The 25255-nt window shown below is 52.4% G+C and carries 22 protein-coding genes; 7 read left to right on the top strand and 15 right to left on the bottom strand.

What is annotated here, in order from left to right; translation table 11 throughout:
- Positions 1-130: 130 nt before the first annotated feature.
- Positions 131-1327, top strand: a complete 1197-nt coding sequence (locus AC0LWF_RS18720) for a ParB/RepB/Spo0J family partition protein (protein ID WP_474653059.1) — start codon at positions 131-133, stop codon at positions 1325-1327.
- A 130-nt stretch (positions 1328-1457) separates the two neighbouring features.
- Entirely contained in the window at positions 1458-2465 is a 1008-nt protein-coding gene (locus AC0LWF_RS18725; protein ID WP_474653060.1) for an NAD-dependent epimerase/dehydratase family protein, read from the top strand.
- A gap of 289 nt (positions 2466-2754) precedes the next feature.
- Here the strand turns inward: AC0LWF_RS18725 and AC0LWF_RS18730 are convergent, their stop codons facing one another.
- From AC0LWF_RS18730 to AC0LWF_RS18770, 9 genes are all read right to left on the bottom strand, one after another.
- Positions 2755-3501 (bottom strand): glycosyltransferase family 2 protein, encoded by a 747-nt coding sequence (locus AC0LWF_RS18730; protein ID WP_474653061.1) that lies wholly within the window; start codon positions 3499-3501, stop codon positions 2755-2757.
- A 142-nt stretch (positions 3502-3643) separates the two neighbouring features.
- A complete protein-coding gene (locus AC0LWF_RS18735) occupies positions 3644-4609 on the bottom strand; it encodes a hypothetical protein (protein ID WP_474653062.1) in 966 nt (321 codons plus the stop codon).
- Between the two features lie 192 nt (positions 4610-4801).
- Complete coding sequence (locus AC0LWF_RS18740; protein WP_474653063.1) at positions 4802-5899, bottom strand: Ger(x)C family spore germination protein; 1098 nt, start codon at positions 5897-5899, stop codon at positions 4802-4804.
- Complete coding sequence (locus AC0LWF_RS18745) at positions 5896-6993, bottom strand: GerAB/ArcD/ProY family transporter (RefSeq protein WP_474653064.1); 1098 nt, start codon at positions 6991-6993, stop codon at positions 5896-5898. Before AC0LWF_RS18745 ends, AC0LWF_RS18740 begins: the two co-directional genes overlap by 4 nt.
- Positions 6990-8435 (bottom strand): spore germination protein, encoded by a 1446-nt coding sequence (locus AC0LWF_RS18750; RefSeq protein WP_474653065.1) that lies wholly within the window; start codon positions 8433-8435, stop codon positions 6990-6992. The genes AC0LWF_RS18745 and AC0LWF_RS18750 overlap by 4 nt, the downstream gene beginning before the upstream one ends.
- Positions 8436-9021: 586 nt before the next feature.
- Positions 9022-9597 (bottom strand): HAD family hydrolase, encoded by a 576-nt coding sequence (locus AC0LWF_RS18755; protein WP_474653066.1) that lies wholly within the window; start codon positions 9595-9597, stop codon positions 9022-9024.
- Positions 9590-10540, bottom strand: coding sequence for a copper amine oxidase N-terminal domain-containing protein (locus AC0LWF_RS18760; RefSeq protein WP_474653067.1), 951 nt, complete (start codon positions 10538-10540; stop codon positions 9590-9592). The genes AC0LWF_RS18755 and AC0LWF_RS18760 overlap by 8 nt, the downstream gene beginning before the upstream one ends.
- 25 nt (positions 10541-10565) lie before the next feature.
- A complete protein-coding gene (locus AC0LWF_RS18765) occupies positions 10566-11774 on the bottom strand; it encodes a hypothetical protein (protein ID WP_474653068.1) in 1209 nt (402 codons plus the stop codon).
- Positions 11771-12307, bottom strand: coding sequence for an RNA polymerase sigma factor (locus AC0LWF_RS18770; RefSeq protein ID WP_474653069.1), 537 nt, complete (start codon positions 12305-12307; stop codon positions 11771-11773). Before AC0LWF_RS18770 ends, AC0LWF_RS18765 begins: the two co-directional genes overlap by 4 nt.
- A gap of 259 nt (positions 12308-12566) precedes the next feature.
- On the opposite strand from AC0LWF_RS18770, the gene ahpC reads away from it, so the two are divergent.
- Positions 12567-13130 carry an alkyl hydroperoxide reductase subunit C gene (ahpC, locus tag AC0LWF_RS18775; protein ID WP_474653070.1) on the top strand — a complete coding sequence of 188 codons (564 nt, stop codon included), beginning with the start codon at positions 12567-12569 and terminating at the stop codon, positions 13128-13130.
- Between the two features lie 13 nt (positions 13131-13143).
- Complete coding sequence (ahpF, locus tag AC0LWF_RS18780; RefSeq protein WP_474653071.1) at positions 13144-14676, top strand: alkyl hydroperoxide reductase subunit F; 1533 nt, start codon at positions 13144-13146, stop codon at positions 14674-14676.
- 248 nt (positions 14677-14924) lie between these two features.
- Here ahpF and AC0LWF_RS18785 read toward each other — a convergent pair whose 3' ends face one another.
- Together AC0LWF_RS18785 and AC0LWF_RS18790 are read right to left on the bottom strand one after the other, a co-directional pair.
- Entirely contained in the window at positions 14925-15509 is a 585-nt protein-coding gene (locus tag AC0LWF_RS18785) for a hypothetical protein (RefSeq protein ID WP_474653072.1), read from the bottom strand.
- 69 nt (positions 15510-15578) lie between these two features.
- Positions 15579-16406 carry a helix-turn-helix transcriptional regulator gene (locus AC0LWF_RS18790; RefSeq protein ID WP_474653073.1) on the bottom strand — a complete coding sequence of 276 codons (828 nt, stop codon included), beginning with the start codon at positions 16404-16406 and terminating at the stop codon, positions 15579-15581.
- A 183-nt stretch (positions 16407-16589) separates the two neighbouring features.
- On the opposite strand from AC0LWF_RS18790, the gene AC0LWF_RS18795 reads away from it, so the two are divergent.
- The 3 genes from AC0LWF_RS18795 (at position 16590) to melA (ending at position 20261) form a co-directional block, all read left to right on the top strand.
- Positions 16590-17681, top strand: a complete 1092-nt coding sequence (locus AC0LWF_RS18795; protein ID WP_474653074.1) for an FG-GAP repeat domain-containing protein — start codon at positions 16590-16592, stop codon at positions 17679-17681.
- Positions 17682-17686: 5 nt separating this feature from the next.
- Entirely contained in the window at positions 17687-18766 is a 1080-nt protein-coding gene (locus AC0LWF_RS18800; RefSeq protein WP_474653075.1) for a Gfo/Idh/MocA family protein, read from the top strand.
- Positions 18767-18848: 82 nt separating this feature from the next.
- Positions 18849-20261: an alpha-galactosidase gene (gene melA, locus AC0LWF_RS18805; RefSeq protein WP_474653076.1), complete on the top strand. Its 1413-nt coding sequence runs from the start codon at positions 18849-18851 to the stop codon at positions 20259-20261.
- A gap of 331 nt (positions 20262-20592) precedes the next feature.
- Here the strand turns inward: melA and AC0LWF_RS18810 are convergent, their stop codons facing one another.
- The 4 genes from AC0LWF_RS18810 to AC0LWF_RS18825 all read right to left on the bottom strand — a co-directional run bounded on the left by AC0LWF_RS18810 (position 20593) and on the right by AC0LWF_RS18825 (position 25039).
- Positions 20593-22080: an aminoacyl-histidine dipeptidase gene (locus AC0LWF_RS18810; RefSeq protein ID WP_474653077.1), complete on the bottom strand. Its 1488-nt coding sequence runs from the start codon at positions 22078-22080 to the stop codon at positions 20593-20595.
- A 92-nt stretch (positions 22081-22172) separates the two neighbouring features.
- Positions 22173-23600, bottom strand: a complete 1428-nt coding sequence (locus AC0LWF_RS18815) for a LecA/PA-IL family lectin (RefSeq protein WP_474653078.1) — start codon at positions 23598-23600, stop codon at positions 22173-22175.
- Between the two features lie 111 nt (positions 23601-23711).
- Positions 23712-24206 (bottom strand): hypothetical protein, encoded by a 495-nt coding sequence (locus AC0LWF_RS18820; protein WP_474653079.1) that lies wholly within the window; start codon positions 24204-24206, stop codon positions 23712-23714.
- 14 nt (positions 24207-24220) lie between these two features.
- Entirely contained in the window at positions 24221-25039 is an 819-nt protein-coding gene (locus AC0LWF_RS18825) for an S-layer homology domain-containing protein (RefSeq protein WP_474653080.1), read from the bottom strand.
- Between the last annotated feature and the right edge of the window lie 216 nt (positions 25040-25255).

Here is a 25255-nt window from a genome sequence, read left to right on the forward strand (position 1 = left end):
GACATCATCGGTATTATTTCCACAAAAAGCATCCTGGTATATAATACGGTTGACTAGCACAGATAAAGCGAAAAACCATAAAAACTAAGAGATTGCGACTCTTAAAGATGTGCAATGATAGGAGAATGATATGGATATTATTCAAATCCCAATCCATTTAATTGATGAGGACGAGGACCAGCCGCGTTACCAGTTCGATGAGGAAGCGCTGCAGGAGCTCGCGAAGAGCATCGAAGAGATTGGCTTGCTCTCGCCCATTAAAGTACGGACGACAGCTGGCGGACGCTATAAAATCATCTACGGCAACCGACGCTACAAAGCGAGCCAGATGCTCGGCAAGCCGTCAATGCCATGCATCGTGTCGAGTGCGACCGATGAGATGGAAATTTATTTGGAGCAAATCGCGGAGAACTTGACGCGAGAAGGCTTCTCGCCGATTGAGGAAGCGGAAGCGTTCCATAAGCTGATGCATGAATCGAAGTTCAACAGCTCGATCAAGTATCTCGCGAATAAGCTCGGCAAGCCGGAGAGCTATATTAAGAACAAGTGCGAGCTGCTGAAGTTCGGGAACGGCGTGCGGAAGCTGATCGTCAGCGGCACGGAAATCCGCGAGGGCAAGCTGACCGAGGATCAGCTGCTGCCCATTAAAGATTTGCCGTTCGAGCATCGCGACCCGCTCGCGCTCATCATTGCGCGCGACGCGCTGCCTGTCAGTGATGTGAAGAAGATCGCGAAGCTGTTCAAGGACAAGGAGATTTCCTCGGGCACGAAGGACAAGCTGCTGTACAAGAGCGGGTACGAGCTGCTGCAAACGTGGTCAACCGTGCAGCAAAATAAAGCGGAACGCGAGCGGGCCGCGGAGCTGAAAGCGGAGCAGGCAGAGCGCGCCGCCGCGGCGAAGGCCGAGAAAGCGCGGCTCGCGGCGGAGGCCGCGGAGCGCGAAGCGGCGGCAGGCGCGGCGGCGGAGCGTGAAGCGGTTGCTGGCGCGGCAGGCGTTGTAGGAGGCGGCACGGCGAGCGGTGCTGGTGTGAGCGGTGTAGCGCTGAGCGGCATGAGTGTGGGCAGTTTGAGTGCGGGCAGTGCGAGTGCAGACGCTGCCGGTGGCGTGAGTGCGAGCGGTGCGAGTTTGCTCGGCGAGCTGCAGCAGCTGCTTGGCACGTTGCCAGCTCTGTCGGCAGCGCCTGCCGAGCTGCTGGCTGGTGTCACGAAAGCAGAGGAACTGCAGGCAGTGATCACGAACGTCGACCTGCTGCTGAGCACACTCGAGCAGCGGTCTGCTGAGCTTCGGACTATCAGAGACCTTGCTGCGACACGCGTAAACGAATAATTTTTAGTGAAATATGGTGAACTTCTCTCGGGTTAACAAACGCGAGGCCTCCTGTGTTACTATAGGCAGGAGGTTTTTCTATTTGCCTGTAAGTTATAGACTTTGCGCGAGAGAGTGAGGATGTTAACGCATGAGAGTTGTTATTCTTGGCGGTACCGGCAACATTAGTACTAGCATTGTTCGTCTTCTGGTGGCTCAGGGCCATGAAGTCACTTGTTATAACCGCGGTCAAAGCACCAGCGACCTGCCTGCGGGTGTTCGCGTTATCAATGGAGATCGCAAGGATCGCGATACATTTGAACAAACGATGCAGCAAGAGCAGTTCGATGCAGCGATAGATATGATCAGCTTCGACAAGGAAGATGCTGCGAGCAGCTTGCGCGCGTTCCGTGGAGTGAAGCATTTTGTTCAATGCTCCACCGTGTGTACGTATGGCGTCGATTACGACTGGATGCCCGTGACGGAGGATCACCCGCTTCGTCCGATCAGCGGTTACGGCCGCGGCAAAGCGCAAGCGGATCAGCTATTGCTCGAAGCGCACTACCGCGAAGGCTTCCCTGTGACGATTCTGAAGCCATCGACTACATATGGTCCGCAAAGCGGCATCCTGCGCCAAGTGGCTTGGGATTTCACTTGGATCGACCGTATTCTGAAGGGCAAGCCGCTGCTCATCTGCGGCGATGGCAAAGCGCTCCACTCGTTCATGCATGTAGACGATGCGGCAAAAGCGTTCGCTGGCGTTCTTGGCAAAGCACACTGCATCGGCCAAACATACAACGTCGTTCCGCGTGGCTTCACGACATGGGAACAGCAGCATAAGCTGGCGATGAAGCTGCTGGGCAGAGAAGTCGAGCTTGTTGGTGTATCGCTAGATACGCTGAACTCGATCGATGCCGGACGTTTCGGCATTTGCAGCGAGATTTTTGCGCATAACGTGTATTACAGCTCGGAGCGCTTGATGCGCGATGTTCCTGAATTCGTGCCGACGATCTCGCTTGAAGAAGGCATGCGCGAAGTATTCGAAGTGATGAAGCAAAGCGGCCGCATCCCGAACTCCGACAACGAGACTTGGGAAGACGAAATCATCGAAGCCCACCGCAGTGCGTTCGGTCCACTCGCTTCCGCTGCAAAAGCATAAATCGAAAGGGACGAAGCCGCCGCGGCTTCGTCCCTTTTTTGATATACTGGCTTCTCAGTCCAGTAACTTTTGCTCTGATCGCCCACTCCGCCTGCTGAGAGAGGCTTTTTCCTCGCTCAGCTCCCACTACAAGCCGGTTACTCGAGGCCGCGACGCCGAGAGATCATATGTGTTCTCTCAGCCAACATTTTGCGCGTTTCGGATGCTGAGAGCACGTATTTGTTCTCTCAGCTTCTGCCAACGTGCTGAGTGACCCATTGTGCTCTCTCAACTCCAGCAACTCTGCCCTCTACAGACCTTGACGAGACTCATTGATCCACTTCATCAACCGTGGATCATTCGTCTTCGACTCGGCAATTTCCAGATACCTCTTAGCCTTCACAGGATCGAGCTCTTTCATCTCTCGACCGAGCTGCATCCATAGACGAGCGTTGTCTTGGTCCTTCTTCAAATTTTGCTGCAGCAGGTGCAAATTTCTTCTGCGCTTCTCCCACGTATCCACAACATTATGATCGTACCCGTCATGGAGAAGATGGATGTCCGACTTCCGGACAGCAATCGAATGGCTGTCGAGGTCCAATACCTCGTGAATCATATCTTTATACCTTAACCGCGAGGGAAAAATACGAATATAGGCATTATCATAAGAAGAAGTGATCTTGCCGCCAACCGTGTTATCGTAGATGATATACAGTGCTGCCTGCTGACCATCAAGGTCCATCTGTTCCGTGTACTCGCGAATTCGAGGCTGATACTGTGCCGGCAATTCATCATCCGCATCGACAACAAACACCCAATCATACGAAACCTTAGAAAGCGATTCGTTCCGGGCCGCGGAGAAATCATTGCTCCATACATAATGAGAAAGCTTAATTTTCTCATCTTCACTAGCTAGCTTCTCGATAATCTCTATAGTGCGGTCCGTGGAGCCCGTATCGAGAATAACAAATTCGTCCACAGCCGGAAGTACGGATCTAATCGCTCGCTCAATGCACCTCTCCCCATCCTTCACAATCATCGCTGCCGAAACGCCCATAAGTTAGCCTCCCTGAAGTCGTTGGTCATTTTCGCCAAAAATGATATGCCTATTTTACCATGGCCCCAGAACTATAAGCTTGTTTTTCTACAACAACGGACAGCGATGCGGATAGCAGCTCGTTCTCCTCTTCCAGCCCTTCCTACATCAACAGCCGATCCAATCCGATTGCGCTGATGAGCATGCGCTCTTTCTTGCTGCCAAGCAACTGCTGAGTCCAGTCGACGAAGCCGCCGTCGCCAATGAAGTGCTCGCGTCCGTCGATTGAAGTCTTGATAGTGAACTGCAGGCCGAGGTAATACGCGTTGTCCTTCGGCGGGACTACCGTCACGACTAGCTCCGGCGCATGTTCGTGAAGGTGCTGGACGGTCCGCGCGATCAAGCCCTCGCCGTCGGTGTAGCCGCCGCGTCCGCTAATGAGCACCTCAATGCCAGTCCCTCTGAACTGCCTGCTGAACATGTCCCGGTACATCGCAATGTGCTCACGCACCGCCTCTTTCTCAAACGTATACGAGCCGCGGTCCCTGCCCGCCGTCACCATTGCGTACGCAGAGAAATGCGATAAATATCCCGGTAAATCCGGGAATTTCTGTGCCCGCACAAGGCGATGGGTCGTGCACAACCTGACCGGATCAGGATGATTGCTGAGCGCGCCAGACTGCACACCGTCGGCAATATGCAGAGCGAGCAGGTTGGTCATATCGCCGACGACTTCGGTGCCGCGTAGAGCGGAGATGATTTTGTTCTGGTCCGCAGGTGCCACGACTGAACAGGAACCAATCGGCGCAACCGGCGACAGCTGCACCGGCGCATACCCCCGCTCCCGCGCAATTAGGAGCAAATCCAGCTCCAGCTGCTTGAGCGCAAGCGGATCTACCGCCGCCGGCTTCACGAAACGGTTCTCCCGATAGCTGCGCAGCAGCCCGCTTGGCTGTTTATCTACCGCACGCCGGCGGAACACCTCAAGCATCAGCGTATTGAAATCCGCACCGGACAGCCCCTCCGCCAGCTGCGTCACCAGCTCCTCATGGCCAAGCTCCCGCAAGATACGGTTCAACTCATGCCGCTCCCGATTTCCATCCTGCGTGCCACCTTGCTCTCTCTCCATACACGCTCATCCCCTTTTCATAAATATTTCTATTAATTTAGCACATCTCTCTGGCAAGTGGCTCTTCGTAAAGAAAAAAATCCCCGCCGCTCACATGAGCAGGCAAAGGAATCGCGCAGCCATAAGATATTCAGCAGTCCATCAAACAAAAAAGAAGCCCGCAGCATGAATCAGCCGCAGACTTCAGTTATGTCAGTCCAGAACGCCCGTATTCAATATCGTAACCTTGATCTTCGGTTTAATCTTCAGCTTCGGATACTCCTCGCGCCAATTCATCCCTTTATACAGCTTTGGATGATAGGCCGCAAGCACATGTGCCAGCTGAAAATAATCGCAGTTCGCCTTCTGCAGCGTTGCGATAACGTTCTCTGCTTCCTTCGTTAGATCTGCTGTGATTGCCTTCTCCCTCTCCTTCAGCAATTGATTCGAGTGACTCTTCATCGAAGGTCCGTCCTCAATTAGCTTAACAACCAGCTTGAGGGAAATATCCATTTCTTGAATTCCTTTATCGTTATAGATGGTATGGATACCGCTCTTGGCAGTCCTTATCCGAATGGTGTATATTCCGCTGTCGATTTTACTATGGATAGCCTGAGTCTTGCCAGGGGTTCCAGCCATCAAGCAGGCTATTTGGGTCTCATCATTATCCAGGTTGATACCGGTGTACTTCCCGTCTCGAAACAAGGCGGTACCTGCAAGACGAGCCCCATCCTTATCCGGCACAAACCGATTGAGGCCGAAATCGCTAATAAAATCCGTGCCCCCAAGTATATACCGTAGCAGCTTGTTAGAAGGAATATTCCCCCGCGTGATCTCGTCTGCCAATAAGCCATTTATAAATTCCGAAACAGTGTGTTCCTCTACTTTCTTCTTGGACAGCAGCAGGGTGAGATCGCCATCATACAACGCAAGATTGGCATACAGCGGATTGGATATGAATTGTCCGGCGGAATTCAAGTAAGTAAGCGGCTTATCTTTGGCAAAGCGGGGAGTGATGAGATAAAGCCTGGTTTCCTGAACCGTTAAAATGCCAGGTGTGTGCTTATTTGTTTTAAGTACAGAATCATATAAACTATCTCCCTGCTCTTCAATATATAAACTGGACGGCTTGCCGCCACCTTGACTGGCTTCCCTAAGCGCTGAGATGACATAGCCAACCTTCAGTTTCTTGCTGTCCCCCTCGTAGTCAATACCGACAATGTCGACAAACAGCTGTTCTTTAAGCCTTAACTGATCCCAGCACCCGGTGAGCAGCAGACACATCAGCAGCACTGCAATTCCTCTCTTCATGCTCTGCTCCTCCCCGCGCCGCGGAGTCCGGAAATGATAAGAAGGACGGCAGGCACAGCCACAATCATAATCACGGAGCCTATATCCTGCATATCAGAGAATGTCATAATTGAACCTCGTTTCTTGAAGAAGAGGCTGCCGATAAAGGCTAACCCAACCATAATCCAGACCCATATCCGATGTTTGCCCAATCCTTGACTGCGAAGATGAACGAAGGCTTTGGCCGACAGGAAGAAATAGATATATGCGGTGTCCGAGACGACAAACACATAGAATATCAGAAACAAGATATCCAAGCTTTGCAGCACCTCAAGGTGGTAATACTTCAGTATGAAAACAATAGGTTCAGGAATAACCTTCAGCTGCTGCAAACTAAACATCGTCGAGCTAATCAGACAGCTCATGACATAATAAAGGATCGTAGTGGCATTAGCGAGAGTCGTTATAAGAAGCAGCCTCTTCTTACTCTTCGTCTTCACATAAGGGAAGGCGTACAGCAGCAAATCATAGCCAACATATCCACTGAATGCGTAATAAATGCCCTTCACGACCGGATTCCAACCGCCTGACAGAACGGGAAGTAAATTCTTTACATCAAGCCCATACATACCGCTAAACACAATCAGAAGAAAACCGATAACGGCAAATATCAAGTAGGATTGCGCGATATAAGAAATCCTCTTCAGCGATAGTGACGCCGCATACCCGCATGCGATCAATAACATCAGAACAAGAACCCACCGCGGTGTAAAAACGAATAACCATCGATTCAACACATCGGCGTAATTCACAATCAGCAGACATCCCGAAATCGCGTAATAGCAGCCATAAATGAGATTGACGAACGCTCCTATCGGTCTGCCGACGATTTGGGGGATATAAGCAAAGTAATTACGTGCTGGATATCGGCTGCCAAGCCACCAAATGAGCATAATTCCGGCTTGTGCGCACAGCCCGCTTAATAATACGGCCAGCCATGTATCATGTCCGGCAACATCAGCTTCAGCGTGCGGTAATGACATGACCTCGACGCCAAGCTGCGTCATAAAGATGAGTATGAGCAGCTGTCTGCCTGTTATTACGTCTTCCCTCATCGTTTCCAACCCCTTGGATTCCGCATCCTCGTTCTATTGTTTGGCGCCGTTGCTTTCGGTCGTTTAAGCAACGCCCACGTCGGAGCGCGAAACAGCGTATCCTTGGTGTCGCTTAAGGAGAAAGGCGGCTTATAATAGGAGAGCCCCATTGTGTTGATCTGGCATAGATGGGTGCAAACCATCATGAAGAAGAAGGCTATGCCGAACAAGCCAAACACAGAGGAGAGCAGAAGCGCAGGATAACTTAACAATCGTGTGGCGCTGCTCATCTCGTATGACGGCATAACAAACGAGGCTAAGCCTGTTAATGCGGCTGTAATGACCATCGTATTGGATACCAAGTTGGATTGAACAACGACAGTACCAACGACGATACCGCCAACGACGCCAATGGTTTGGCCAACAGGACTTGCCAGCCGAATCGTCGCTTCTCTTAATATTTCGAGCAAGAGCATCATCGAGAGTGCCTCGACTAGCGGCGGGAATGTCACATATTTAAGTGAGCTTTGGAGCGTATTGACAAAATTTATCGGCAGCAGCTGCGGATTAAACCCTGCAACGGCGACATATAGAGCCGGCAGGCCAATGGCAATAAAGAAGCAGCAGAGGCGCAATACCCGAAAGACGGAACTTAGCAGCCAGCCGATTTGATAGTCGTCCTCGCTTTGAAAGAACGACCAGAATGAGACGGGTAAGATGAGTACATCAGGAGACCCGGCAGCTGAAATGACCGCTTTGCCTTCCATTAGATTGGCGCGTGCACGATCGGGCCGTTCTGTAATAAGGAGCTGCGGGAACAAGGTAAACCTGTGCTCCTGAATAAGCTCATCAATTTCGCCAGGAGCATCGAGGTAGTCGATGTCGATGCTCCGTAAGCGTCGGTCTACTTCTTCAATGAGTTTCATATCCGCTACCGTCTTAATGTACATCAGGGCGACCTTGGTCTGCGAAAGCCGACCAATCGTGTATGTTTTGACGATGAAGTCCGTTGAATTGATCAGCTTGCGCATCAAATTGAGATTGGTATCTAAATTTTCAATGAACGCCTCATTCGCGCCGCGCAGCACCCGTTCGTTGGTCGGGATGTTAATGGAACGCTCCTTCTTGAGATCCGTCCCCAGCAAGTGCAGCTTCGCCTCTCCGCTGCGCTGCAGCACGGTCTTGCCATACATGATGGCATGAACCGCTTCTTGCAAGCTCTCGCTTTCCGTGTAATCGAGAATGGACACGACATCATGGATGGGAGCTCGCGGCTGGGACATCAGCGGCTTCAGGACATAATTCTGAACGAGTTCGGGATCAATTAACGTGTTGAAATAATATAACCGGAACTCCGTTCCATCGAGATTCAGCTGCCTCGACTGGAAATCACTCTGATCCGAGAACAGCTCCTTAAAGTACTGATCCGTCTCTTTCACCGATGCGCTTAATTTCACACGCATTCCCTCCTTCGTTAGAGATGTCCTTACTTTAACCACTGTTTGGTAAAAGTATGTAAAATAGACAGCGACCAACGGACACTGCCTGCATTGTAGCTCGCAACAAAAAGGCTGTGACCAGTGGTCATTGCCTGCATTGTAGCTCATGACAAAAAGGCTGTGACCAGCGGTCACTGCCTGCATTGTAGCTCATGACAAAAAGGCTGTGACCAACGGTCACTGCCTTTGATATTACATCTGGAGTTGGTAACGCTGGCGGTCAATGCTATTCATGCAACATCATCGACGCCGTAACTCAACCTCTCCCCCGCGCGCTAACGAGCTCAGGAATCGTTATTCCTCCGAAAACGCGGGTTTCTGAATTCTAACGAACCTCTGCAACGCTATTCCGAGCAAACTCGCTTCATTCTACCTGAAAAGCAGCCAACAGCGTCGCTGGAGTTCGTTACATTTTTTCGCGGACGCTTTTCGTCGCAATAAGGTTATGTGGGTTCGTTAGCGCGATACTCAAGCTGCAGCACACAAGTATTGCCATACAACTAGCTCCACTCCAGCCGTTTGGTGGTATAAGTTTCTTGTCCAATGCTGGTTACAACCTCTCATCTATCGCTTCCATCCACTCCCCGTCCTCATCCGCCAGCAATGTTTCCCAGCACAGCTCGCGCGCGGGAACTAAGTTCCGCTCTGAATCGTCCACGAATACGACGGGCTTCTCCGCCCGCAGCCTCGATTGAACAAGCTTATAAATCGGCATCAAAGGCTTGCAGCTCCCAGCCTGACTCGATATGGTGACGCTTGTCAGGTAAGGCTGAATCGGCTCAAGCAATGGCATTAACCATTCATGCCGATGATTGCTAAGCACATGAATGTCTGCAAATTCGCTCCATGCCTGGATGCGATGATAAGCCGGCAACGTTCGGAGATGCCGAGCCATTATAGCCCGACCATCCGCAGTCGTTATACCCGGACAATAGGAAGTCATCCATTGCCAGAAAGCCTCTTCATCAGACTCGCCGGTCCATAGCGTGCTTCGCAGCTGCACGTTAAAGCTCTCCTTCAGCTCATGGATGGGAAGATCCGCATGTTCCGCAATCTCCTTCCAAAGCTCAGGCAGATTCGTAACAATGACGCCGCCTGCATCCAGCACTACTTGCAGCTTACTCATTCCGCAGCTCCTGCGGCAGGGTGAGCGATACCGTCCCGCTCGCGTTCGTCACTTCTCCGCCTACTTTATGGATATACCCGAGCGTCGTGATTTTGCCGTCTGCATCGATGCTTCCACTTCTCGCATCACTGCTATCGCCTGAATACCCATGCGTGTAGAAAGCAAAGCTTGTGCCGATTGACGGTTTTGGCCCCGTCTGATCCAACAGCTCATTCGCGACAAGCTTCGTGAGCCCTTCTCCACCGGATTTGATATCAACGTGAGCCTGCCAAGTAACCACTGGAAAATCATCTTTCACTTCAACCAATGATACGGTCTCATTGCCATCGATCATAATAAACTTCAATGCCTTTCCTTCCGGAAAAATAAATGTACTGCTGTAATCTTCATAAGCATGTGTCGTCACTAACGGCTTGTGAGTATAGTACACCTGACTCCACATCATACTCATCGCCAGCTTGCGTGCATGCAGCAAGTCTCCATGATACAGCGTGCTGCGCTGCGCCTCGTCAAGCGGCGAGGAAATCGAGACTGCTCCGTCCTTCCAGGCCACTTTGTACCCGAATATCTGCGAAAGCACGCGCAGCGGGATGTATACCCGACCTTCCTTCAGCTTCACAGATGCGTCCAGTTGAACCTCGTTATCGTAAGAAATGCCGGTAATCAATGCTTTCTTCTGTCCGAGTGTCAGCTTGACCGTCTCCGAATATTTACTGACCGATACGGTCTGCTGCTCGGCATCCCATACCACGCCAGCATCAAGCGCTTCCGTAACAACACGGACCGGAACGAGTACACGTCCATTCTCTACAATTGGCGCAGCTTCCGAATGGAGCACGTTGCCCTTCACGATAATGTCGATCGGCTTCGACGCGTATGCGTTTGTGCCAATTACAAGCAAGCTTGCCGCGCAAGCAAGCAGCATGAATCGTTTCCTGATCATTTCCCGGTCTCCTTTATCTCACAATCTAAAGCTCGTTCATCGCCACATCAATGACTTGCTTCATAAGCGGACTATCCTTCGACTTCGCCCAATAAATGAAGAACGCATTGCCCACCTCGTAAGTAAAGGGGTAAGTTGTCATGAATTGAGATACACTCGTCATCTCGTTGAACTGCCTCGCCCCTTTCGCCCGTGATTCCGTCGATGGGAACATATAGATATGAACAAACTCAGGATCGCTCTGATCCGTCTGATCCTTTGTTTCAATTGCATATACCTCAGGCGTAATGTGGTCTAGCTGCATCGGATGACCGGTAATTCCGTAAGGGACTAGCTTCACATGCTGATCCTGGACCGCTTTTACAATGTTCTCGAGCGAATATGGTTTCACCTGCTCACCCGTGCTCACAGCCATCGGAACACTATTGGAATCGCGTGGATCATCGAAAGTCTTGCTCGCGACAATGGCTCCATCGCTATTAAGCGCTTCAATTCCGTACGATGGTGCCGCAGTCGATGGAAGAGTAGCGAACCACAGTCTCTGCCCCTCCTCGAACTCTACGATTTTAGCAGGATAACTACCCGCATCTGGACCGCCAATCGTAACATGAATCCCCGTGATAGACGTGTTAGACAACTGTCCGAATACAATGGGAAAAGGACCATGAATGCCTTCAAACTTCGGCATACTCATATAATTAAATGCTTCTCTTGCGTTCATAGAATTCGATAACCCGTACCCGCCGCCCATGACCCATTTCCATCCTAGCCACGTCTTGCGGACAAATTCAATCGATAGATCGGTGCCGTCCTGCTGATAGAAACGCTTGATGAACAGCAGCATCCCGCCATCTATCGGCTCGCGGTGAACGACATTCATCGTGGTGTAATTCCTGAACTTCTGGACCGCTTCTTCGGGCGTCTTGCCAATCGGGATGCTCACCGTGCCCGTGTACCCCGCAGCGCGGGAATAGCGCCAGTCCGCGATACCACCTGGGATTTCATACACGTAGGCAAAAGCAATCAGCAGCGCAAGGCAAACCGCTACTGCCGCTGACCAACCCAGCCACAGACGCTTTCTGCGTCTTCCTGGCTTGTGTTTGGTCGCTGCAAGCCGGTGAATGTTCGCAATGCGCTGCTCCGAAGGGGCTCGACTCTCTTGAAAAGGACGCTGCTTCAGCCGATCGAACAACGGGTCCGCTTGCCGAGGCTCATCTGAATGCCATTTCGTCATTGCAATCGCTCCTCCTTCATTCGCTTTGCAAGCTTTGCTCTAGCGCGTGCCAGCCGGGATTTCACGGTACCCTCGGCAATCCCCAGCAGCTCGGCGAGCTCCTTATATGACAGCTCATAATGCGCATACAGAATAATGACTTCCCGATCGCTCCGGGGGAGCTCAAGTACGAACGACCAGATCTCATCCGTGAAGCTAGCGGACATATAGTCTACTTCCGCAGATGCGGAGCGCCTTGTATCTTGAAATAACCCGATGAGCGTCACTTTGCGAAGAAAGGCGGATTTGCTGTAATTGAATGCGGTATTGCGGGCGATCTTGAACAGCCAGCTCTTCACCGAGCATTGTCCTCGGAAGGCGTCTATCGCGCGGAAGGCCCGAATGAACGTCTCCTGCGCAATGTCTTCAGCTACATGCTCACGGCGGGTCAAAAAGTAAGCGTACTGCCACACATCATGCCAATAGCGGCGGACAAGCCCATCCATCTCCGGCTCACCCAGCCTCGTTATATGTTTGAGATAGTCATCTTCCACGAAAGCCGCTCACTCCTCTCCACTAGTTAGACAACTGATGGTGGATGAAAGTTCCATTTTTCGAGAAGAAAAATAAATGGCTTATCGCACTTAGTTGAAAGTAAAGCATTCGTTCAATCGAATGACATATTAACATCCCTAACTGAAAATAATTATCAACTGGAAGCGAAAGTGGGTTGACAAAATCATGAATGAGAACTATTATCAGTTTATAATAATTATAAATTAATATTCATTCTACAGGAGGAACACGCACATCATGTCACTAATCGGTAAAGAAGTACTCCCCTTTCAATCGCAAGCTTTCCAAAACGGCAATTTCATCGAAGTAACGGAAGCGAATTTCAAAGGACAATGGAGCGTTGTATGCTTCTACCCCGCTGACTTCACATTCGTCTGCCCAACGGAGCTTGGCGATTTGCAAGATCAATACGCAGCATTGAAATCGCTTGGGGTAGAAGTTTATTCCGTATCGACGGATACCCACTTCACGCACAAAGCATGGCACGACCATTCGGATACGATCGGGAAAATCGAATACATTATGATCGGTGACCCAACACATACCATTTCTCGCAATTTCGACGTGCTCATTGAAGAAGAAGGTTTAGCTGACCGCGGTACCTTCATCATCGATCCAGACGGCGTCATTCAAACGGTTGAAATTACGGCGGGCGGCATCGGCCGCGATGCTAGCACGCTCGTGAACAAAATTAAAGCTGCTCAATATGTACGCAACAATCCAGGCGAGGTTTGCCCTGCTAAATGGCAGGAAGGCGCTTCTACGCTTAAACCGGGTCTCGATCTCGTCGGGAAGATATAAGGGGTGAATGGACATGGTATTAGATCAGGAAATTAAGGCACAATTAAACCAATACCTCGGCTTGATGGAAGGCGACGTGCTGATCAAAGTTAGCGCAGGCGACGATCAAGCGTCGAGAGAGATGCTCGAGCTGACGGACACTTTTGCCAGCATGACTTCCCGGATTAAGGTCGAGAAAGCGGAATTGCCAAGAACGCCAAGCTTTAGCGTGAACCGTCCAGGCGAGGACACAGGGATCGTGTTCGCTGGCGTACCGCTCGGCCACGAATTCACGTCCTTGGTGCTCGCCCTGCTGCAAGTCAGCGGCAGAGCCCCTAAAGTCGAGCAGGACGTGATCGAACGGATCAAGAACGTCCAAGGCGAATACCGTTTCGAGACGTACATTAGTTTAAGCTGCCATAACTGCCCGGACGTCGTGCAGGCGCTGAACCTGATGAGCGTCCTTAATCCCGGCATTTCGCATACGATGATCGACGGCGCGGTATACAAAGCGGAAGTCGAGCGCAACAACATCATGGCGGTTCCGTCCTTGTTCCTGAATGGTGAATTTTTCGGCGGCGGCCGCATGACGATTGACGAGATTTTGGACAAAATGGGCATGAAGCGTGACGACTCGGCGTTGTTCAACAAAGAGCCTTACGACGTGCTCGTTGTAGGAGGCGGACCAGCAGGCGCAAGTGCAGCTATCTACTCCGCGCGTAAAGGAATTCGCACCGGTATCGTAGCGGATCGTTTCGGCGGGCAAGTGGTCGAAACGGTTGGCATCGAGAACTTCATCGGCGTGAAATATACCGAAGGACCCAAGCTTGCGGCAAGTCTTGAGGAGCATGTGAAGGAGTATAACGTCGATGTGATGAAGCTGCAGCGCGCGACACGCCTTGAGAAGAATGGGGAATTCGTCGAGGTTGAGCTCGAGAATGGCGCCTTGCTCAAGAGCAAGACTGTTATTCTATCTACAGGCGCTCGCTGGCGCAATATCGGCGTTCCGGGCGAAGAAGAGTTCAAGAATAAAGGCGTCGCTTATTGCCCGCATTGCGACGGACCGTTATACGCTGGCAAGCGCGTAGCCGTTGTCGGCGGAGGCAATTCCGGCGTAGAGGCCGCTATCGATCTCGCAGGCATCTGCAGCCATGTTACCGTCCTGGCATCCTCTCCCGAGTTGAAGGCAGATGCGGTACTGCAGGATCGCTTATACAGTCTCCCGAACGTCACGGTGCTTAAGAACGTGCGATCGAAAGAAATTACAGGAACGGACAAAGTAAACGGCATTACCTATACGGAACGCGGAACAGATGCCGAGAAGCATGTCGAGCTGGAAGGCGTATTCGTCCAAATCGGACTTGTCCCGAACACCGAATGGCTTGGCGATGACATCGCGCGATTGAGCTCCGGCGAAATTATCGTGGATAAGCGCGGGGCAACGAGCATGCCAGCCGTATTTGCCGGCGGCGATTGCACGGACAGCGCGTACAATCAAATCATTATCTCGATGGGCTCGGGCGCAACCGCTGCGCTAAGCGCCTTCGATTATCTCATTCGCCATTAATAGCCGCGACAACCGTTATCACTTCGGGTCTCTCTGCAATTTTGCCGCCTGCATTTATGCAGGCGGTTTTTTTGTTTTGTTCCGACACGAAGCGCTCACCGTGCGCCTTTTACATAAAAGGAATTAACAAACGCCGCGTCGAAATTCTGCTCAAGTCCACATCCATCTGATGGACAATTCAAAAAAAAGAGCACCGATCACCCTCACTGCACTGGGCAATCTACGCTCCTGCAAACCTTCCTGCCAGCCTACTCCACCGTTATCGTCGCATGCACTTCTCCTTTATAGTGGCTGTGCACGACTTCCTTATCCAGCGAGAAATCACAAACCGCCGTAATGAGATACTTGCCGGCAGGAAGCCGCAGCTCCTTCTCCGCGTAAAACTTTTGCCAGAAAGCTGCATCCGGATCATCCGCGCCATATCCGCCGCTTTTGAAGAAAGGAAACACCGATGTCTTACCCCGCTCCAGCTTCGTCGACGTCAGTTCCGAAGTATTCGCTCCCTCCATGTTAAACGTCATCCCATCCGAAATCGTAAAGCCGATAAACGTATGCCCGCCCCAAATCGTAACCGTGTCCTTGTCCCCAATATAAGTTAGGCTAGCCGAGTAGACGATCGGTTCATCCTTCCCGAACGTTGTCTTCGCAAGATTGAGCTTCATCTCGAACATGTCGTCCTTGTATACGAGCCGTGGTTCAGCCATTAACTTCGCTACCTCAGGGTTCATGGCGGCTGCTTGATCTTCCTTGCCCTCGGAACGTCCGCAGGACGTAAGCAGAACCATCAGCATGAGCAGCCCCAGCAATTGCAGCAGCAAATTTCTCTTTCTCATAACGTCCCCTCCCACACCCTCCTGACGATCCCGAAGATCGAAAGGTTACGCTCTGACCCTTCTCTTCCTTTACAACCCCTCCCGATATTTCCTCGGCGTCACTCCGCTCACCTTCATAAACACATTATAGAACGACGGCTCGCTCTGATAGCCCACGATCTCCGCAATCTCCTTCACCTGGAGGCTCGTCGTGCGCAGGTAGCGCTTTGCCGCCTCGATGCGGCAATAAATGAGGAACTGAATCGGACTGACTCCGACCAATTCTTTGAATAGATGCGCCAGATGGTACTTGTTCAAGTACGTCTCCTCCGCAAGCGTGTCCAGCGTAATCGGCGCGCTATAGTTCTCCTCGATAATCCGCTTCGCCTTCCACACCGCCTCCTTCGCCGGGAAACGCGACCGCTGCGCCTCATCGCCATAGTGAGCAATACGAGCCAGCTTAGCAAAAATAATGCCGAGATAGTGACTCGCAATCATCTGCGATTCCGGCTCAAGCTTGTACGATTCCGCGATCGTGTCGCGCATCAGCTTGCGAATGGCAGGGAGCTGATCATGCAGCTGGATAATCGGCACGCGATCCCTGCCGAGGAAGAAATCCCGCTCCAGCTCCCCGATCTGCAGCCCCGTAAACCCGATATAGGTGCAGCGAAAAGGATGCTTCGTCGACTGCTCCCTATGCCATATGCCGCGATGGTAGAAAAGCATGGAGCCCGCCCCCGCGGTATAGCTTCGCCCGTCAATTTCAAATTCGCCTTCGCCTTCCTCAATCAGCAGTATTTCACTGTTGGCGTCATGCTTATGCAGCTCCAGGTTGAACCGGCTGTCGCCCCCTGCCATATCGAACGAGCTGCCTGCTATATAGATCGGCTGCCCACGAAATAATGTCGAATCCGCCAAAGCGTTGGCCTCCTCTCATCAACGCAAGAATGAATAGTTTTTCGCCCAAGTTCACTTATTGTCTCTTGCTTCTGCATGACATACGCTTTTTATAGAGAGCGCTCGCATCTTGTTATGCCTAGCATAAGTGAGCAAGGCTAGTAAGTACAACATTAAATAGTTTCGGATCGGAGCGTGCAATCATTGCTGCAATTTAAGAAAAGACAGCTGTCCGAGGAGAAATACGAGGCTTGCGCTGTGTTCGATGTCAACGGAGACGGCATTCCGGATATTGTGAGCGGCGCTTACTGGTATGAGGGACCTGACTACGCGAAGAAACATTTTATATGCGATGTAATGGAAATTTCGGAGTACCACGACGACTTCTCCGACTACCCGATGGATGTCGACGGCGACGGGCGGCTCGATATTATTACAGGCGCTTGGTGGGGCGAGACGCTCCGCTGGCGGCGTAATCCGGGCGATACGTCGGCCGTTTGGGAGACGTTCGATATCGACAAATGCGGCAGCATCGAGACGATTCGTTATTACGATATCGACGGCTGCGGCTCCCTCGAGATTTTTCCGAATACACCGGGAGAGCCGCAGGCATTCTACAAGCTCGTTCGCGATGCGGAAGGTAAAGGGACGAGCGAGTTCAAGAAGTACGTCATCAGCGAAGGTTCGAGCGGACATGGCATGGGCTTCGTCGATGTGACTGGCAACGGGCGCATGGACATCATTCTGAGTGGCGGATGGCTCGAGCAGCCGGAAGATCCGCTTAGCGGCGGGCTGTGGACATTCCATCCAGAATTCTCGCTCGGCAGCGCAAGCGTACCCATTCTTGGGCATGACGTGAACGGCGACGGCCTGATGGATATGATCGTCGGGCAAGCGCATGATTACGGGCTGCACTGGTACGAGCAAGGCCGCGCTGCAGACGGATCGCGGACATGGACGAAGCACGAAATCGACATGAGCGGCTCCCAGTTCCATGACCTGTGGCTCGTGGATCTCGACCAAGACGGCGAGCTTGAGCTCATTACGGGCAAGCGGTATCGTGCCCACAACGACGGCGATCCGGGAGCTCATGACCCGATCGGTATCTACTATTACAAGCTGAATGGCGGCCAGTTCAAGAAGCATGTCATTGATTTCGGCCCTGCTGGCGAGGCTTCCGGCGCAGGGATTTACTTCTGGGTACAGGACTTGACCGGCAACGGCTATCCCGACATTGTCGCGCCAGGCAAGGACGGACTCTATCTATTCGAAAATTTAGGCAAAAGAGAGGGTTAGTGACGATGAGCAAATTACGAATTGGTTTTGTTGGCGGCGGCGGTATGGGCCAGATGGCTCACCTGAGCAACTATGCGGTGCTCACGGATCTATGCGAAGTCGTCGCACTTGCTGAGGTGCGTCCGGAATCCGCGAAGCTCGTGGCGACGCGGTACGGTATTCCTCAGGTGTATAGCAACCATCTAGAGCTGATTGCGAATGCAAATGTCGATGCGATTGTAGCGCCGCAGCAGTATCGCCACCATCCTGCGCTTATCCCGGACATTCTGCGCGCGGGTATTCCAGTCTTCACGGAGAAGCCGCTTTGCTTAACGGTTGAAGCTGGACGCGAGCTGGTCCGCATTAGCGAAGAGACTGGCACGCTGCACATGGTCGGCTACCATAAGCGCTCCGATCCTGCGATGGAACGCGCCAAGAAGGAAGTAGACGCTTGGCGGGCAAATGGCGACTATGGCAAGCTTCGCAGCATCCGTGTTACGATGCCTCCAGGGGATTGGGTTGCTGGAGCGGATAAACCGCTAAGCGCGAATGAGCCGTACCCTGCTCTGACGCTGGAAGGCGGCCCGTCCGACTATACCGAGCATCAGACACGCGAGCTGGATATCTTCGTGAATTATTACATTCATCAAGTAAACGCGATTCGTTTCTTCCTCGGCGGCGAGAATTATAAGCTGACCTTCGGCGACCGCGAAGGCGTGCTGCTTGTTGGCGAGAGCGACAGCGGCATTACCGTCACGCTGGAGATGGCGCCGTACTCGAATTCGATTGAATGGCATGAGCAAGTGCTCGTCTCCTTCGAGAAAGGCTTCGTCCGCGTCGACCTCCCTGCTCCGCTCGTTCGCCAGCAAGCAGGTAAGGTAGCGATCTACAAGGACAATCCGGATATCGCGCCGCCGGAGATCGTGCAGCCAATCATGCCTAACGTATCCGCCATGCGGAATCAAGCGATCAACTTCATCGCAGCCGTGAAGGGTGAACGCCCAGCGCCTTGTACGTCCAAGGAGGCGCTGGAGGATCTGATCCTCGCCCGCTCGTACATCGACTTCATGTCGCGGACATATTGGCAGCAGCCGGCGAAGGCTTAGGATTAGGATTAGGATTAGGATTAGGATTAGACTTAGACTTAGGCTTAGAGTGAACAACAAAACGTAGAAGGAGCGTGTACCGATGCGAAGAATCGCGATTATCGGAGCAGGAAGCATCGTTTTTTGCAAAACGTTAATCCTCGACATTATGGCGACCAAGGACCTCGAAGACACGGAATTCGTCCTGATGGCACCGTCAACGTCGAAGACGACGCAGGTGAAAGCTTTTGCCGATAAAGTGATTGCCCACAACGGGCTGAAGTCGAAGGTGACGATTACGACAGACCGCCGCGAAGCGCTGCGCGATGCGAACTACGTCATCGCCTCGTTCCAAATCGGTGGCGTTGACTTGTTCGAGAAGGACTACAAAATCCCGCTCTCCTACGGCGTTGACCAATGTATCGGCGATACGCTCGGACCAGGCGGCGTGTTCCGTGCGCTGCGCAGCATTCCGGTCATTCTGGATTTGGCTCGCGATATGGAAGAGCTTTGTCCGGAAGCAACGCTGCTGAACTACGTCAATCCGATGGCCATGATCTGCTGGGCGCTTGGCGAGACGAAGGTCAAGTATGTCGGGCTGTGCCACGGCGTGCAGACGACGCTCGACCTCATCTCCGGCTATGTCGGCGTACCGAAGCATGAGATCGACTACGTCTCCGCAGGCATTAACCATATGGGCTGGTTCACGAAGCTGACGCATAAAGGGCAAGATCTTTACCCGATTCTGCGTGAGAAGTTCGAGGAGCCGGAGTTCTACGTCAATGAGAAGGTCCGCGGTGAAGTGTTCCGCCACTTCGGCTATTTCATGACCGAGTCGACCGGCCATCTATCCGAATACGTGCCTTGGTTCCGCAGCAGCCAGCAAGCGCTTGATCTCTACTGCGACGAGCCGTCCTTCGGCGGCGAAAGCGGCGCGTACTACAAATGGTGCACTTACGTTGCCGATAAGTACAAGGAGAAAGACGTGCTTGCAGGCGAATCCGCTGAGCTTCCGCCACGCAGCGTGGAGTACTGCGCTTATATTATCGAAGCGCTCGAAACAGGCCGCACCTTCAAGTTCAGCGGCAATCTGCGCAACAACGGCATGATCTCTAACCTGCCGGAGGATTGCTGCGCAGAAGGTCTTGTGTTCGCAGATCGCAATGGGCTGCACCGCACCATTAACGGCGACCTGCCGCCGCAGTGCGCGGCACTCAATATGACGAACATTAACGTGCAGCGCCTTACTGTACTGGCGGCAAAGTCAGGCGACCCTGAAACGGTCGTGCAAGCGATCGCGCTTGACCCGCTCACGTCCTCCGTGCTGACGCTGAAGCAAATCCGCGACATGGTAACGGAGATGCTCATTGCCCAGCAGGAATACTTGCCGCAATTCGAGGGCAGACTCCCTCGTCCAACGCCAACGATCCAAATCCCGGCGAACGTCCAACGCGCCGAAGTGCCGATCGACCCGGCTCTCGCCGTCTATTCACGGTTCGGGGAGCTTGCGAAGTAAACGGTTTATGGCAATCTCAAAATGTGATCTCGGGGCTGATAGCGGCCCCGAGTTTTTTCTTTTGAGGCATCGGAATGTTGGTTATTTTGTTCGGCGATGGCGATGGGAGCACGTACATGTTCTCTCAGCTCGCCGCCACCTCCAAGTTCATTCCCGCCAACCTGCCCCTTCCGAGAGAGGCAAAACCCTTTCTCAGCCCCTCACCCTAGCTCCCCTCGCATCCTCACCACAAAGCCCGCACCTCCTCGCTCGCCAGCCTGCAAACCTCCCAACCACCAACCAACAAAACAAAAAAAAGCGTGAGGACCCCAACGCCCCCACGCTCTCCAACCTATTTCAATTCACGCATAACCTCCTGCAAGAACTCCCACGTCCGCTCCACAGAGGAAATTGACACATGCTCCTCCGGCGTGTGGAAATTGTACATGTTCGGGCCGTAGGATACGGCGTCGAGATGCGGCATTTTCCCAACGAGGACGCCGCATTCGAGTCCCGCGTGGATCGCCTTAACTTGTAGCGGCTCGCCGTACTTGCGTGCGTACACCGCTTCGAACACCTCGCGAAGCTTCGAATCCGACCGGTATGGCCAGCCCGGAAAATAATGATCGTGCCGGAACTTCACGCCCACCGCCTCCGCGAGCGTCTCCATCCCCTGCAGCACCGCATCCAGCTGAGAACGATGCGAACTGCGCACAAGGCTCTCGAACACAATCCCGTCCTCCTTCGTCGAAATCACACCGATATTCGTCGATGTCCGAACGAGATTCTCGATCGCCTTGTTCATGCTAAGCACGCCGTTTGGCATAAGCGCCAGCAAGCGGATCACGAGCAGCTTCGTCTCCTCCGTCAGCCAGCGCGACACTGCCGCATTCCCAGCCGTACCTTCAATCGCAGCAATCGTCACCTTCACGCCTGGGTCCGCAGCCTCGAACTCATCCTTATAAGTCTCGTTCCACTCTGCAATACGCGCTTCAGCCGCCGCCAGCTCCTCCGCCGTCAGACGCACAACCGCCTCCGACTCGCGCGGAATGGCGTTCACCTTCATGCCACCGGCAACGCTCACCAGGTCAAAAGCGACATGGCGCCGCAGATCATCCAGCACACGTCCGACCAGCTTATTCGCATTGCCGCGCTCGCGGATAATATCATCGCCAGAGTGGCCGCCAATCAAGCCCTCCACCGCAATGGTATACGCCGAACGGCTGTCCGTTGCCTCACCGCTACTCCAAACAATCGGCACCGTATGGAACACCGACGCTCCGCCAGCACTGCTTACGAACACAACGCCTTCGCGGTCGGAATCGAAGTTGATCATCATCTGCCCGCTAAGCTTGGAAGCATCAATATTTTCCGCTCCCGCCATAGTCGTCTCTTCTTCCGTCGTCAGCAAAATCTCCAGCGCCGGATGCGCCAGCTCCGCCGAGTCCATCAGCGCCATTGAGAACGCAACGCCGATGCCGTTATCTGCACCAAGCGTCGTATCCTGCGCATAGATCATATCCCCGTCAAGCTTGAAGCGGATCGGGTCCTTGGTGAAGTCGTGCTGCGTCGATTTATTTTTCTCACAGACCATGTCCAGATGTCCTTGAAAAATAACTGTCTGCGCGTCTTCGTACCCTTTTGCGGCCGGCTTCTTGATAATGAGATTATATCGTTCATCCTGAATCACCGTGCAGCCGCGCTCCTTCGCAAACTGCGCCACGTAATCGCTGATCGCTTTCTCGTTGCCCGATCCACGCGGAATCTTGGACAATTCCTCGAAGAATTGCAGCACCTTACAATCACCTGTATATACCTTGCTTGCTTGTTCTTTGCTCACGCTTGCATCCTCCTAAAACCCAGCCTTCTAGGTTCAACTTGCTATACGCAAGTAGTGTACATCATGCGAGCAGCGAAAATCCAGCATCCACCTTAGTTCGAGGAGACATTTACACTTACATCATACCCGCCATAATTGTTGCCATAGTAACCCGGATCATCATTATACATAAGCAGCAGCACTCCATCTGCAGGTGCAGTAAAGGTCTGGTTCGTACCGAGCACAATTGGACCGCTCAGCGAACCGTCCGACATCTGGATAACGCCTACCAATGCGCCGATTGGCGCGATGTTGAACATAGCCATACTATCCATCTTCGGGCTAAGTCTATCCGGGCTGGATGACAGGAATTGAAAGCCGTCTGCATCGGTAAAGTACGAGTCATATCCGCTGTAATATCCAATGCCTGTCGCCGTAACGTTGACCGTCTGCCCTTTCGCGATTGTAATGGCCGTGTTGGTATAGCCGCTTTGAGATGGATCTTGGGCTGCTGAGACAAACACCTTCTGCTCTGGACTCGACCTTTCGAATTTAACCGTAATGGAGCCCTGATTATCTGCAAAATAGCCCGGGTCATCGCTTATTTCGAGGAACAAGTCCATATCCTCGCTCGCGGTTATCGTCCTGCTGTCCCCGCCGACAAAGAACTTCGTCTCCAAACCGGAGGCCGTTCTCGTCTTGCCAATTAATGAGCCCCAAGGATGATCCGGCACTTCGCTTCGGCTCTTGGAGGCAAGCGTCTGATCAATCGCTAACGGATAACCATTCGCGTCGCACCAGAATTCATCCCCTTGGCCCGGCCAAATATTCCATTTGCCATCAACTGCGGTAATGGTCACTTGCTCGCCTTTGTTAAGATGCAGCATGTTTTGCCATTCCAGGTTGGCGACGACTGTCTTCTGAAGCGAACCTGATGAAGGATCTACTGTATCCGATCCTATACCAGTATCCGTACCAGTTTCTGGTTGCTCTGGCTCATCCGATGTGTCAGCCGGCTGATCGTCCTTAGGTTTCTCCGGCTCTTTACATGTGCTGCCTTCTTTGATCGGCCATGTCTGCTCCACGATCGGGAATTCAAGATTAAGGATATGCGGAATCTTCACATACGCCCCTGCGTTCAAGAACCAGTCAATCCCGTATTCTGCGCAAGCGGGCTGTTCGCCTTCCCAGTCATCCTTTGATTCAGATGGGTTGATGTTGTCGTTCTCATCCGTATACGTTACTTTGCCTCCCGCATAAATAGCGGCCTCTCCTTTAATTCCTCCATTCACGAATAAGCCGGCGCTGGCGAACTGCAGAATCGAAGCACCTAGCTTTAGCTCTGGGCCGAGGCTAGCCGAGACCTGACCTTCTCCTTTTCCTTCGACTTCAATCTCTTTCGTAAACTTGTTTATAGCCTGATAGCTGCCATTTGCCTTTACGATCCCGATATCCTTCGATATGGTCGCCGTTACCGTTTCTGTGATGCCGAGCGATGCATCGAATTTCAGCTGCAGCTGTAGAGAAGCTTCAACCCCCAACGGACCGGCCACTGGTACATAAAAGGTGCCTAGGGAAATATCTTCTTCAAAATCCAAGAAGTTTTTACTTGAATCATAGCCTTTGTATACCGGCGAATACGTGTAGCTCCCTTAATACCCAGCTTCGCCATTCAAGCTTAACTCCAATTGAAGCTTGTCCGTAGACTTGTACTCTAGCTGGAATCTCTTTACTCCTTTAATCACGGAATATTTGTAATCACTAATGACTTCTGGCTTTCCAATTAGTAGGCTCCCAGACAGGCCGATCTTCACTTTCGACTTGTCGAAGACTACGCCTTTATCATCCTTAAACTTCGGTTGAAACTCCAGCCCTTTCAAGCTAACCTCAAAACCCTCATCATTATTTGTCATTGAAATCGTTGGCAACGATTGCGTCTTCACTCTCTCCGGCAGCTTGCTTATCGTTACACCTTCCGGAACGGAAGCTGTATCCAGATTCGCCAGCTGCAGCGGGACTGTCTTCTGCACGCCAATCTGATCAATGACATCTTGGATTTCCGGCTCTTCCGTCTGTGCAACGGTCTGCCCGTTCTCGGTCGCAACGGAGACAATGCGCTTCGCAACGCCGAACGGATAGCCTTCCATCGCCGGCAGGACTACTATTTCGCCTGCTTCTGGCTTCTCTGCGTTTTGTCCAATACGAGCTCGCCGTCAGACGACAACGACTTCACCTGCCGCGGATCGGTAATTTCCGTCACGCCCGATTGGTACGTAACCTCGTTCGCGGCATCCCGGTGCACCAGAGGCGTCGGCATATCCGGGTCCTGCGACTTCAGCGCCGTGTCGAGCATATTAATGAGCGCAATAGCGGATTGCGCGCGCGTCAGCGTACCTGCCGGACGGAAAGTCTGATCCGGGAATCCGGTGATGATCTTGGCATCGACGATAGCACCGACCAGCTCGGGATGTGACCTGATGCTCGTTTTGTCCTTGAAACCCAGCGCTTTCTCGCTCGGATCCAGCTTCAATGCACGCGCGATCATAATCGCCATTTCGTTGCGTGTAATCGCCTGCGTCGGTTTGAAATTCGCTCCATACTCGCTCTTCACGAGTGCGCCTTCACGAAGCGCGGCTGCAATCGCCCCACTCGACCAGCGGGATGCGGCGACATCCGTGAAAACAGCGCCAGTAGCCGACGCGTCCTCCACCGAGTAGCCCAGCGTGTTCACCAGCATGGACACAAACTGCTCGCGGGTGACGTTCTGATTGGGGAGGAACTTCCCATCCGGGAACCCTTTTATAATCGCCATCTCTGCCAATCTCTCAATCTGGCTCTGCGCCCAGTGCGCCTTGATGTCCGGGAATGTTACTGTTACACCGGTGCTCTCTTCTGCGTGTACGAGCTGCTTAGTGTCTGGAAATAGTTGAACTGTTAATACGAGTACGAATAGGGATAAAAGCACACGCAAACTTCTCATTACTGAAACTCTCCTTCACATGTTATGTAAACTTGTACGTATCATTATAGACTAGCTAAATTTACCTATCAATGCAAAAAGTAACTTTAATAGTAGGAAATTGGTACTATGAGTGCCGGGTGAAAGTCTCGCAACCTGCCGCCGACTTGGGTTTTAGTGCTGAGAGAGCGTATTTGCTCTCTCGGGTGCTCTGCGGCGGGGAAATTACCGAATTCC

It is taken from the genome of Paenibacillus sp. sgz302114 (genome assembly GCF_056120345.1).